Annotated in this window: 8 protein-coding genes; 2 read left to right on the top strand and 6 right to left on the bottom strand. The window is 69.7% G+C overall.

From position 1 onward, the window contains the following. Positions 1–93: 93 nt before the first annotated feature. The 4 genes from WME79_RS45810 to WME79_RS45795 form a co-directional block, all read right to left on the bottom strand. Complete coding sequence (locus tag WME79_RS45810; protein WP_437528497.1) at positions 94–780, bottom strand: hypothetical protein; 687 nt, start codon at positions 778–780, stop codon at positions 94–96. 34 nt (positions 781–814) lie between these two features. Further along, positions 815–1,222: a hypothetical protein gene (locus tag WME79_RS45805; RefSeq protein ID WP_437528496.1), complete on the bottom strand. Its 408-nt coding sequence runs from the start codon at positions 1,220–1,222 to the stop codon at positions 815–817. A gap of 197 nt (positions 1,223–1,419) precedes the next feature. Further along, positions 1,420–1,761, bottom strand: a complete 342-nt coding sequence (locus tag WME79_RS45800; RefSeq protein WP_437528495.1) for a hypothetical protein — start codon at positions 1,759–1,761, stop codon at positions 1,420–1,422. 155 nt (positions 1,762–1,916) lie between these two features. Then, a complete protein-coding gene (locus WME79_RS45795; protein ID WP_437528494.1) occupies positions 1,917–3,404 on the bottom strand; it encodes an MBOAT family O-acyltransferase in 1,488 nt (495 codons plus the stop codon). Positions 3,405–3,703: 299 nt separating this feature from the next. Between WME79_RS45795 and WME79_RS45790 the strand changes: the two genes are divergently transcribed. Next, complete coding sequence (locus WME79_RS45790; RefSeq protein WP_437528493.1) at positions 3,704–4,264, top strand: hypothetical protein; 561 nt, start codon at positions 3,704–3,706, stop codon at positions 4,262–4,264. Positions 4,265–4,267: 3 nt separating this feature from the next. After that, the gene (locus WME79_RS45785; RefSeq protein WP_437528492.1) at positions 4,268–5,077 is read left to right on the top strand and encodes a polysaccharide deacetylase family protein; all 810 of its coding nucleotides are present in this window, start codon (positions 4,268–4,270) and stop codon (positions 5,075–5,077) included. Between the two features lie 293 nt (positions 5,078–5,370). Here the strand turns inward: WME79_RS45785 and WME79_RS45780 are convergent, their stop codons facing one another. Together WME79_RS45780 and WME79_RS45775 are read right to left on the bottom strand one after the other, a co-directional pair. Next, positions 5,371–5,760 carry a hypothetical protein gene (locus WME79_RS45780; RefSeq protein WP_437528491.1) on the bottom strand — a complete coding sequence of 130 codons (390 nt, stop codon included), beginning with the start codon at positions 5,758–5,760 and terminating at the stop codon, positions 5,371–5,373. 21 nt (positions 5,761–5,781) lie between these two features. After that, the gene (locus WME79_RS45775) at positions 5,782–12,363 is read right to left on the bottom strand and encodes a DNRLRE domain-containing protein (RefSeq protein WP_437528490.1); all 6,582 of its coding nucleotides are present in this window, start codon (positions 12,361–12,363) and stop codon (positions 5,782–5,784) included. Positions 12,364–12,959 lie beyond the last annotated feature (596 nt).

Genomic DNA, 12,959 nt, shown 5'->3' with positions numbered 1-12,959 from the left:
CGCAAAAAGCAACGTGATGCGCCGACAGGCGAGCGCGCGCAGCGTGGCGTGGCGCACGCGGGCGGCCTCCACCGCGGAGCGTGCGCGGCGCGCTCAGGGCGCGCTCGCTGCGCCGGGCGGCGGATCGGCCGGGGCGCGCCGCACGCCGTCGGGGCCCATGTCGATGGGCGGCGCGTAGCTCTTGAGCTCGGCCCGCTCGTAGCTCGCGCCGCCCGCGGCCTCGATCACCACCACGCCGACGTCCGGGCAGAACGTCGACACGTAGCGCGCCGGCCTGTCGCCGAGGCGCTCCTCCACGGTCTGCACGCACCCCGTGAACCGCCCTGCGGGCACCTCGATCGCCACGTCGACCGCGGCGATCCGCGCGCGACCGCCGTGCTCGCCGGTCCACGTGGTGCCGGGCGCGATCGGCTCCTTGAGCACGAAGACGCCCGTGTCGCTGCGGATGACGCCCTCGCCGGTGAACTCGAAGCGCTTCACCCCCGAGGGGAACCGGAGCTCGCCGCGGCGCGCGTCCGCGCGGTGCACGCGCGCGACGAGGAGGCCCTGCTCGCCGCCCTCGCTCATGGTCGCGTAGTGGTAGATGTGCCCGTCGACGAGCGGGAAGTAGCGCTCGGCCCGCGTGCCCGAGGTGGCGCCCTGCTGCCCGTCGGGCGCCGCGTTCCACGTCGCGGGCCGACCCGGGCTGGGGGCGCCCCCGCAGGCGATCAGCGCGAGCGCAAGCGCGGCGAGCCACCGCGCAGGGGCGCGGCCTGAGGCACGTCCGGGCTCGGCGTTCACCTCGCTGCCTCCTCGGTCGTCACGGGCGGGGTCGTCACGGAGACGCGTGGCCGTGGGACCAGTACCAGAGCGCGAGGAACGCGAGCAGCGCCATGGCCGCGACGAGCAGGACGACGGCGAGCGGGTCGGGGTCAATCCGGCGCAGCAGCGCCCGCGCTGCGCGGCGGACGTCGTCGTGCTCGGCCTCCTTCGCGAGCCGCCCCGCCTCCGCGCGGACCAGCGCGTAGTCGCCGCGCTCGAACGCCTGCTCGAGGCGCTCGATCTCGGGATGGCGAGGGCGCGCCGGCTCGGCGTTGTCGGGGGGCGACGCCGCCTTCTCGTCGCGCCGCTTCCCGCGCTTCTTCGGCGGGCGCCGCGGCTCGGCGTCGGCCTGCGCGTCCGGCGGCGAGCTCGGATCCGGCTCGGGCCGGGCGTCGGTGTCGGCCTGCTCGGTCTCCGTCACGTACAGCTCTCGGTGGTGATGTAGGCCATGGCCGAACCCCCGAGGCAGATCCCCGGGACGGCGCAGGCTACCCCAAGGCCGGCCGCGCGTGCCCGAAAAAGGCCCGAAAACCCGCTGTCCGCCGGCGCTTGCCACCGGCGGGCCGCCCGGGCGCACCGGAGGAGCGCGCCGGCCGCGCAGCGCGCCGAGGCCCCGGCCTACTCGAACGGCAGCCGGTCCCGCTGCCGGTCGACCTCGCCCGGATCCGGGCGGTCTCTCCACGGGACCATCGCCTCGCCCTCGCCGCTCACCACGCAGCGGAGCGCCTCGCAGGCGGCCCGGTAGTACGCCTTGCGACCGCAGCCGACGGCCTTGAAATGACCGCCGAGCTGCTGCTCGATGCGGACGTCCTTGTCGGCGCAATCGAGGTCGGAGGTGGCGCGCGCCCGGACCATCGGCATCGCGTTCGACGGCACGTTGGCCACGCTGCACGCCAGCGAGAGCGCGCCGGCAAGGAGGACGGCGAGAGGGGCGACGGCGGCGAGACGGGGCGGGCGCACGGCGAGAGCGTAATGCACCGTTCGGCTCGAAATCCCGAGAAATGAACCGCGGCGAGCCGGCGAGCACACCGCGCTCGCCCTCGATCTTGCGCATCCTCCCGCGTCCTGCGTCGCCTGGTCCGCTCGCTCGCCTCGGCTCCCGATCAGGGCTGCCATCAAAATTGGAAGTACACGAACGGCACTGCGGCCGCGCTCGCCGCCTCGTGGAGCCCGATCGCGACAAGGAACAGCAGCGCGCCCTGCACCGGCGCCGGCGCCGCGATGAAGGCGCCGCGGGCGCGCTCGTAGAGGCGCTCCGGCACGTAATGGGACAGGAGCGCGACCCCGAGGAGCGCGACCAGCACGGGCGGGAGGTTCGGGTGGAAGGTCGTCAGCGTGCCGATCTGCCGCAGGATGAGCACGGCCTGCGAGAAGGTGGGCACGCGGAAGAAGATCCACGCGAAGCAGACGTAGTGGAACGTCAGCAGCACGCACAGCGCGCGGACGGGGAAGCGGACGAGGAAGGGAGCGGGGGGCGACCTCGCGGTCGCCCCCCCGCGCTCGCCGTCGCCGGCCGATCGCCGGCGCTGGACGGCGCGCTGGAAGGCGCGCGTCACGGCGAGGCCGAGGCCGTGGAGGAAGCCCCAGAAGACGAAGTTCCACGATGCCCCGTGCCAGAGGCCGCCGAGCAGCATCGTGATCATCAGGTTGCGGTACGTCGCCAGCTCGGAGCCGCGGTTGCCGCCGAGCGGGATGTACAGGTAGTCGCGGAGCCAGGTGGAGAGCGAGATGTGCCAGCGGCGCCAGAAATCGGCGAGGTTGTGCGCCTTGTACGGCGCGTCGAAGTTCTTCGGGAACCGCACGCCGAGCAGGAGCGCCGAGCCGATCGCGATGTCGGTGTAGCCGGAGAAATCGCAGTAGATCTGCGCGGCGTAACCGTAGACGCCCGCGAGGACCTCCAGGGCCGAGTAGTTCTCCGGGCGCTCGAACACGCGGTCGACGAGGTTGAGCGCGAGCTGGTCGGAGAGGACGACCTTCTTCACGAGGCCGATCGCGACGAGGAACAGGCCCTCCCCGCCCTCCTCGAGGGTGAGGCTCGGGGCGCGCTCGAACTGCGGGAGCAGGTCCCGCGGGCGAACGATCGGCCCGGCGACGAGGTGCGGGAAGAAGGCGACGAAGAGCAGGTAGCGGAGGTAGCTCTTGTGGGGCGGGAGCTCGCCCCGGTACACGTCGACGACGTAGCTCATCGACTCGAACGTGAAGAACGAGATGCCGACCGGCGGCAGGAGCACCCGGAACGCGTGGCCCACGCTCGCCGGCTCGCCCGTGAGCAGGGCGCGGAGCGCCGCGGCGTTCTCGAGCGCGAAGTTCCAGTACTTGAAGAACCCCAGGAACCCGAGGTTCAGCGCCACGGTGGCGACGAGCATCGCGCGCCGCGCCCGGGGCCGCTCCTCGCGGGCGATCGCGCGGGCGAGCAGGAAGTCGACCGTGGACGAGGCGAAGATGAGCGGCAGGTAGCGCCAGTCCCAGGCCGCGTAGAACCCGTAGCTCACGAGCAGCAGGAACACGAGGCGCGGCCAGGCGCCGGCGTACCGCACGAGCGCCCACGATCCGACGAAGACGGCGGCGAAGAACTCGGCGTAACGGAGGGTATTGAAGAGCACGGCCGGTCGGAGCCCGGGGTCAGGCTGCGGCGAGGGGCGCGGCGCGCGGCAGGGCCGAGCGCGTTGTCGAGGAGGAGCGGGCTACCCGGGCGGTGGGGGCCGTCTACCACAGGGAGCGCGGCGCGGTCGCGCTCCCCGCGCCGCGCCATGCTGAACGACGCAGCCGTACGGGGAGTGCGGGGAGCGCGGCCACACGCGACCACGCCGCGCCATGTTCAATGGCGCCGCGCCAGTTTCAACGGCGCCATGGCGCCGCGCGATGTTGAACGGCGCCCCGCGTCGTGCCAAGGATGGAGCTGATGCTGGGTCGCCTGATCCTCGGGGTTGTGAAGGGGCTCATCGTGGGGGGCCTGCTGGGCTTCGCTCTGGCGAAGCTCGGCTTCGCCGCGCCCGTGGCGATCGTCGCCTACCTGGCCGCGGCGCTCGCCGGGGTCCTCGTGGGGCTGGTCGCGGGCAAGCCCATCTGGGCGAAGGACGCGAAGATCGAGGCGGGGATGAAGGCCTTCGCCGGGGCGCTGCTCGGCGCTGGCCTGATGTACGCCGCGCGCAGGTGGCTCACGGCGCCGGTGCCGCTGCCGCTCGGCGAGCTCGGAGGCGCGAACCTGTCGCTCGGCGAGGCCGCGGGGGGCACCGGGACGTTCGGCGGCCTGGCGGTCACGTCGCTCGCCGCGATCGCCGCGCTGCTCGGCGGCTTCTACGAGGCCGACAACGACCCCTCGGACGAGGAGAAGCCGGGCGCGAAGCCGGCGGTGAAGGCGGCGGCCGGGGGCAACAACAAGCGCATCGCCGCCTCCGCCGCGGCGGACGAGCTCGACGACGAGTTCGAGGTCGAGCCCGAGAAGAAGCGCGCGAAGAAGTAGCCGGTGCCGTTCGCGCGGGCCCTCCTCTACGCAACGTCGCTCGGCGCGCTCGCGCTGGTCGCGCGCTCGCTGCTCGTCGCGCCGGTGCCCATCGCGGTCGCAGGCGCGGCCATCACCGGCTACGTCGCGCTCGTCCTGTGCGGGGTCTTCTTCCTCGGGCTCGGCATGTTCGTCGACGTCGTGAAGCGCGGCCCGCCCGGCGCGCGGGGCGTGGCGCTGACGTTCGACGACGGGCCGAGCCCCGAGCACACGCCGGCGGTCCTCGCGCTCCTCGACGAGGCGGGCGTGAAGGCGACGTTCTTCGTCATCGGCCGCAAGGCCGAGGCCCACCCGGAGCTCGTCCGCGAGATCGCGGCGCGGGGCCACGCCATCGGCCTGCACAGCCACGCGCACGACCGACTCTTCTCGCTGCGCTCGGCCCGCCGGGTCGAGCGCGACCTCCGTCAGGGGCTCGACGTCATCGAGCGGATCACCGGCGCCCGCCCCACTTTCTTCAGGCCGCCGGTCGGCCACACGAGCCCGCGCATCGCCCGCGTGGTGGACGCGCTCGACCTCGACGTAATTGGCTGGTCGGCGCGGGGGTTCGACGGCCTTGCCGGGGCGGACCCCGGGCGGGTGGCGGCGCGGATCATCCCGGGGCTCCGCGACGGGGCCATCGTGCTGCTCCACGACGCGGCCGAGCGCGACGACCACGCGCCCGCGGGGCCCCTGGCGCTCCCGCGCATCCTGGCGGCGATGGAGAAGCGCAACCTGGTCGGGGTCCGCATCGACGCGTGGCTCGACGACGGCGCCCGGGACAACGGCGCGGCTTAAGGCACCGACCTCGTCAACGCCGCCCCAGCAGCTTCGGGTCCGGGCGCGGCGCCCGAACTTGCGGAGAGAGTTCGCTCGGATCCTGAGGTCCGTCCTCTCGCCATCACGGACGGCGCCGGAGCTTGAGGAAGGAGGCGGGCGTGGTGGTGGATGTGGTGTCGGTCGGCGCGGACCGCGGCGCGTTCACGTGAGGGCGGCGCGACGCGTTCGCGTGAGGAGAGAGCGCGGCTGAGGGCGCCGTCGGTCGGGAGGGCGCCCCATCGCTGGGGAGGGAGCGCCCGCCCGACGACCGCTCACGGCGTTGGCGGACGTCCCCGGTTCTCGGCCTGATGACGGCGGCGCCTCTCGAGGTAAGCGCCGACGATCGAGAGCGGCATCGCGGACATGCACAGCATTGCGGCAATGCGCCGCGCGAAGTCCCCTTGCATCGACGCAGCGCCGATTGCAACGCCCGCGCCAACCGCCGCCAGGAGCCCAAGACCCACCTTCTTCCCTGAGCCGCTCGCTCCGAAAGCAAGCCAGCCCAGAGATGCCACGGCAACGTAGACGCCGAGGGCGCCGATCAGCAGCGCCAGATCGGACGATGGTCCTGACAACGAACGTCCCTCCTCATAGACGGCAATACCCAGGACCAATATCGCCACAACCCTGACGTTGGACCAGATTTGATAGCGGGTCTTCATACCGTAACAGGGGTCCAAATCCTAATCGCAGCACTCAATCTCCGGATTACAAGGCTCTGGACCAGAATCCGGACCAGGATCCGGACCAGGATCCGGATTGGGATCCGGATCAGGACCCGGACCTGGCGGCGGCGGCGGCGGCGGAGCCGGCGGTGGCGGCGGCGGCGGCGGTTCGCACCAATTCTCGAATCCAAAGCCCGCCAGGATCGCCAGGCCGCCACAGATGAGCATCAATCTCGGTTCCTTCAACTGCGCGCAGTAATACCCGAGCCCCAAAACATAAATGTCTTTCATGAGCGAACACGGCGATGCTTTACCCTGCGGATCGACGCGGTTGATCGGGTCGTTCCCTGCGTACGCATAGAGCAGCGCGTCCCCGCCATTGAACCCAATGGGGTCCTTGGTCGTCCACCTTCCCGTCTCGGCGTCATAGTCTCGGGCCCCGAACCTCACCAGCCCGGTATCGCGGTCGTAGAGCCCACCGGCGAACCCGAAGGGCTGGAAGCCGGGGTTCGTGTCGGAGAGCACGCGGCCGAACTCGTCAAAGTCCATCCGCTGGGCCACCGCACCGGTCGCGGTGTTCACCACGAGCCGCGGGCTGCCGAGGTGGTCCGTCAGAATGCGGTACGTGACGCCGCCCTTGATCATCAGATCCGGCACGTTCCGTTCCTGCCCATAGACGAAGCGCGCCACCACGTTCCCCGCCCCGTCGAGCTCCGCCGCGGGCTGGAGCTCGCTCCGGTAGAGGAATCCCTGCACGTTCGCCCCGTTCACCCGCTTCCACACGCGATGCCCCTCGCCGTCGACCAGGTAGTCGATATCCGTGCCGTCGGGAAGCTCCACCTGTCGCAGGTTGCCACGCGCGTCGTAAGCGAGCGTCATCGTATCTCCCGTGGCCGTATCGGTCACGCTCGTCACGTCCCCCGCCGGGCTCACGTCGTACGTCTTGGTCCCGTACGTCAGGATCCGGTCCTGATCATCATAGGTCCCGCTCTCCGTACCTGCCGGCGACGTTCTCGCCAGGCGATTTCCGTTCGGATCATAGTCGTAGTGGGCCGCGAGCACTCCATCGCGGTACACGTCCGTGAGCCGGCCGGCGAGGTCGTACTCATACTCGTAGGTGTGCGTCTGTCCGAGCAGCGTCTCTGTCCGTGTGTCGATACGCCCGCGGGCGTCTGGCGTGTACGTGACGTCGAACAGCGCCGAGCTGCCCGCCTGCGCGACGTACGTCTGCACGCTTCCATAGGAATCGTGCGCGATCGTATCGCTCACGACCCCGATGCTGCTCCCGGTGTACAGGCCGCTCTGAGGATGATTGGACAGGGTGAGCCCACCCACCTGAGTGAGGCGCCCGTCGTCGTCATAATCAAAGCTGAGCGCCGCGCCGCCGTTGACCGTCTCGCTCTGGATGCGGAAGTCGTTGTTGTAGATCCACTGCACGGTGCGCGAGCCGCCGCCGAACCCGGTGCCTGTCCACGTTCGGCTCCTCAGCAGCGCGCCGTCGTAGCCGTAGGCGAGCGAGATCCCCGCAGGGCCGGTGACGCTCGCTACTTTGCCTGTCGTCGGATTGTAGCTGTAGCTCAGCGTGCCCATCCCCAGCGGCAAGGCCACCTGAGTGAGACGGCCCGTCGACGGGTCCCGGGTGAACGTCGTGGCAGGCTCTCCAGGGCGCGCCGAGCTCGTGAGCAGGCCGTCCAGATCATGGGACCAGGAGCTCGCCGTGGGATCGCCTCCGGCGGCCGGAGCCAGATAGCCGTCGAGCCGATCGGTCGAGGTATAGCTGAACGTGTGCGCTGTCCGCCCCGGCGGCGTCACCGTATGAATTTTCCCGCCGGGATGGTAGCTGGTGGCGAGGATCTCGCTGTCAGCCCTTGTCACCTGCGTGACCCGCCCCACCGGGTCGTGAAGGAACGAGGTCGTCTGGAGCAGCGGATCCGTCGCTGTCGTGAGCCAGCCGTTGTCCTCGTACGTATAGGTCCAGGTCCTGGAGCCCTGAGTTCTGGTGTGCAGTCGGCCGTCCGAATAATACGCCATATCGATCGGCAGGACTCCAGGCGTCTCGAGGCGTTGGACCTGCCCATCCGCCGTGAGCGTGATGGTGGACTGGCGGCCTTCCGGGGATGTGCCGACGATCGTCCGCGTGGCCTTGTCGAACACCTCGGAGAACGTGTCTCCGTTGACGCTCAGGAGATTGGTCGCCGAGGTGATGTTCAGGGGGTTCTCCGGCGCTGCGAGGACCACCGAGCGCGATCGGGTGACCTGCTTCGTCCGCCCGAGGGGCGTGACCGTGGTCTCCTTGCCGACGATCGGCGACTGCATCCCGAAGCGCGCGTCGCCGCTCGCCTCCGTAGAAACGACGGTGCCGTCTGGCCTCGTCATGCTCACGGTGCTGTTCGGACCGATCTCCACGACGGTCGACAGGCCGTCGAATCCGGTATGGACGCGCCGCTTCCCCCCGTCCGAGCGCGACTCGAGCAGATGGGATCGAACCCGCCCCATCGCCGTCGTGATCGTGACATTGTGGCCTGACGACGTGGGCGTCGGGCTGAGCTCCTTGAAGCCGCCCGCCGGGTTGGTATCTCTCGTGAGGCGGCCATCTGCGTCGTAGTCGAACTCATGACGGCGCGCGAGCGGGTCGATCAAGGCGCTGAGCAGGCCCGTGCCCGGATGGTACTCCAGCGTCGTTGTCTCACTCGCGGGGTTGGTCACCCTCCAGAGATACCCCTCGGCGTCCAGCTCGAGCGTCGTTGTCTGCCCGGTGGGCGCCACGATGCTGGTCGGCGCGCCGGCCGCGTCGCGATGGATGGTCGTCACCTGGTTGTTGACACCGGTGATCGTCGTCAGTCTCCCGGCGGCGTCATAGCCGAACTGGTAGCGATCAACCCCGAGGAGAGCGTCCTTCGTGGCGAGGTGGCGCCCCCTGTCGTTGAACACGTAAGCCTCCTTGCCATCGTCGCTCGCCACGACGAAGTCTCCGGTGGCCAGGCCCGGGAGCGGCGCCTTCATACGGAGGAGCATACCGTTCGTCGACGTATAGCCGTCGGCGATGATGATGTCCCCGCTCGGCGTCAGGGCCAGGCCGTTCGTCCTGAGGAGCCAGACCTTGGTCGCTGGCCCGTTGAGCCCGCAGTGCGCGGTGAAGCACGCCGATGGACGGAGCGCGGTAGCGCCCGCGAGCGTCGTGATGATGCCGTCCGGCGCGACGCGGCGCAGGCGCGGGTAGTCGCCGTCGCCCAGCTGCTGCGTTGTGAAGTAGATGCTGCCGTCGGGCCCGAGCGCGAACGCTTTCACGGATCCGGGGTCCGCCGACGTCGCCGGCTGCCCATCGCCCGTCGGAGCGCTGTAACCACGGACCCCGCCCGCGACCGTGGTCAGGATTCCGTTGGGACCGACGCGCCGAATACGGTTTCCGTTCGCGCCGACCGCACCGACGGATTCGGCGAGATAGAAGCTCCCGTCAGGCCCCGCGGCGACGGCGGTGATCCAGACGAACTGGGCGTCGGTTGCCGGAGTGCCATCAACGGAGTTTCCGCTCGCTCCCGTTCCTGCCACGGTGGTGATGATCCCATCCGGGGTCACCTTCCGGACACGGTTGTTCAGCGCGAAGTACAGGCTACCGTCCGGACCAACGGCGATGGAGTTCACACCGCCACCGAGGCTGCCGGACGTCGCGGGCGTGCCGTCCAGAGGAGCAGGACTGTTACTGGAATCAATACCATTTCCAGCAATGGTGGAGATGATGCCGTCGGGGGAGATGCGCCGGATCCGACGACCGTTCAGCTCATAGAAGGAGATGCTTCCATCTGGCCCGATCACGAGATTGCGTGGAGTACGCACGGTTGCTCCCGCAGCAGGCCGACTGTCTCCGTTGTACCCCGCCTGGTTGTAGACGCCGGCGACGGTGCTGACGAGCCCATTGGGGGCGATCTTCCGGACGCGCTCTGTCCACGGTTCGGAATAGTAGATGCTCCCATCGGCCCCGACCGCGACGCCCTCCGGGACGCCGATGTACGCCGAAGCGGCGTTGACGCCGTCGGCGGAAGCGGCGCTGCTCGCAGGGATCTCGCCCGCCACCCGGTGCAGGCTGCTCGGCAAGGTCTTACCGGTGCGCCGCCCGCCGTCGCCTCGGTAGAGGATGGCTGTATTGGGATCGTAGGAGTGGTGCTCGCTGAGGCTCAGGTTTCCGAGCGCGTCGGAGCCGTTGATCCCGGCTCTCCCGAGGGTGCTCTCCCAGCGGCGATTCAGCGTGACTTCTTGCCGCGAAAAGCTCCCCGTGATGAACACGTCCGAAGCAACGGCAAACGAGCGCCCGTTCGCCGTCGACGCCGGCACCGCGTAAGCCCCGTCGTACACATACCCGATGTCCACGGTGACAGGCAGTTTTCCGACGACCACGCGCCCGAACGCGTCCTTGCCATCCCACTCGAAGATGTGCTCCTGGTTGGGCGCGCAGGGGCACTCGAAGCTCGTTGGGAATGTTCGCCCCGCGACGGCCACGGAGACCTCGATCCTCTTGAGCGGCGAAGGCACCGTCGCCTCCGTAAGCGGGATCGGGAGACGATAGCCCTCTCTGCGCCCCACGGTTCGATCGCTCTGGTAGCGCAGCTCGAACGGCGTGCCGCTCACGGGGAATCGTTCGCCGAGCACCTGGTTCTCGCACTCGATGATCGAGCCAGACTCCTGGCATGGGCCGTCCGGATTCCCGCCCGGGGCCCCGCCCCCGCCCGGGCCGCCTGGAGGGCCGCCTGCGCCGCCGGGCGGACCAAATGGCCAGTTGGCATCCCACGCGGAGAAGTGCGCGACCTGAACCCGCCAGAGGCTCGTCCCCGCCGTGTACAAGAGGGCCAGCTCTTCCAGCTCGTCTTCGCTGATCCCCAGCTCGCCCAGGGCGCTCGCGCCGTCGGCCACGCCGTCGCCGTCGACATCGACCGAGGCGACCCCGCCGCTCACATCGAGGATCTCGATGATGCGGCCGTCGTCCTCTGGAATCCAGACGCCCTTCTGCGCATTGTAATAGCCGAGGGGCACGGCCATCCCGACAGGGAAGTCGAGGAAGTTCTCGACGTAGAACGGAACAGGCTGGTTGAACTCGACAGTCGTCGCCCCGGCGACCACCGCCTCATCCAGCCCGAGCTCCACCGCATACGTGTACCCGCTGGTCGGCGGCAAGGTCCCCGGCATCGCCTTGGGGCCGTTCGGACCGACCGTGTACTCGGTCGCGCGCACGTGCACCTCGGCTGGGAGCGCCACCGTCGTCGTCGCGCCCGGCGGGCCGTTCGGGTCCGGCACGGTCATCGTCCCCGTGGTGCCCGGAGGGAACAGCAGCGTCGCCTGCCGCACGCCGCTCTCGTCCGACTGCACGCTCCCGCGAGCCGCCTGCACCTCCGTCGTGCTTCCGAGCGCGACGGGCGTCACCACCGGGTCGCTCTCGACCATCACCACGTCGGGCGCATCCGACCAGTGCTGCCACTGCGTCCCCACCTGCCGCTGCACCGGCAGATAGCCGGCCTTCTCGTACTTCACCGTGAGCGGCTTGCCGCCCCGCACGACGAGCTCGAACGCCCCGTCCGCGCGCGTGAGCACCTGCCCATAGCTATCCGCGTCTCCCGCGCCGTGGTGCAGCACGCTCACCTCGACGCCCGAGATGGGCGCGCCCGCGCGCGTCGCCACCTTGCCCTTCACCACCGCCACCGAGGCCGGATCGATCGTCGCTGTCACGCCCGTCTGCGGCGCGTTCGGCCCCTGGTAGATGCAGCCCACGGCGTCGATGAGCCGCGTGGCCACGGTCGGGTCCTGCGCTGGACAGGCCACGTGCGTCACCGCGCCGGTCGCAGGGTTACACGTGTCGATCGTGCTCGGATCGCCGTCGTCGGTCGCGATGTGCGTGTGCATGATGCCGAGCACCGGGTCACATGTATCGGTCGTGCACGCGTCGCCGTCATCGAGCGTGCCGGTGCAGCTCGGCGAGTCCGTATAACAGACCTCCAGGCTCGGACGCTGGGCGATCTGCGGCTCCTCGCTGCTGCGGAACTCGGTCGTGAGGACCGGCGCCTCCTCCAGCAGGATACCGTGGTTCGGGACAGAGCCCGCGAGCCATGCCGCCGTGAGCGCCGTCAAGTCCGCCGACCGCATCCCCGAGCCGGGGAGCGACTGGAACGACGACGCGATGGCCGCGTCGAAGACGCTGCCATTTCCCATGCTCGACCAGGTCGCCGTCGCCTCGGACCACGCCGACGTGATCCGGTGGATATTGATGGTGCTGGAGTTGACATCATCCCGGTAGATCTGGCGCAAGCGCAGGGTCGAGGAGACCACCGTTGCTCCAGCGGGCACCGGCGAGAGATCGAACTTGAAGACGCCGTGGCGAACGCCGAATGTGCCCAGCGTGCCCGTTCGGACGGACACCGTGTTGTCATTCCAGGTCGGGAAGTTCTCCCAGATCGTCAAGTCCTCGACCGCGCCGGCTGTCCCGCGCTGGATCGTGACGCAGGTCGGCTCATCACCCTCCGCGGCGAGCTTCGCCTCGCCGTACGGCGCCTCGTCCGGAGCGTTCGAGCTGCAGGAGACGCCCGTGGCCGTTGCGCTGAGAAGGATGCCGCTCATCAACAGGAAAGATCTTCGCCGGTGCAGGCGTATATAACGCGAGAGCCACCGGGCTTCGCTCGGTGGATGGTCATACGTTCTCATAAGTAACTCCCTTGAACGAAGCTCTTCAGGCGCGCCTGCCACCCGACTCCGACACCGATCGTCGCCTCACGATCGGCGCCAGCGACTGCCCAGGGCTCCCCGTCGTGCGCGGTGCAGGAGCTCCGGCGCCGTCCGTGATGGCGGCAGGTTTGACCTCAGGTTCAGAGCCTTGTCGGGATCCGTCTGCGGCAAATTGCATACCAGAGGAGAGGATTGACCCGCTTGCCTCTCCCACCGCTCGGCTCAGGTCTCTGGGGCGCAGACAGGCGGCAGATCCGGCCGATCTGGGCTCGTTGCTGGATGCGCCAGGACCAGCGCTCCACCCCTGCGTCCGATCGGCGAGCGTGACATGTCACGCTCGGGCCGTGACATGTCACGCTCGGTCCGTGACATGTCACGCTCGGTCCGTGACGTCACAGCCATGCAGCGACTGAAGAGACGTTGGGGCCGCCGTGGGACGGGTCGCCTGCTCCCGGACGGTGGTCGCAGAGGCGGCGCATGGGCGTGTCTAC

Origin of the sequence: Sorangium sp. So ce726 (assembly GCF_051521405.1) — a bacterium.
In the GTDB taxonomy this organism is placed as follows: Bacteria; Myxococcota_A; Polyangia; order Polyangiales; family Polyangiaceae; genus Sorangium.
This window is presented reverse-complemented; position numbering and strand designations above follow the sequence as displayed.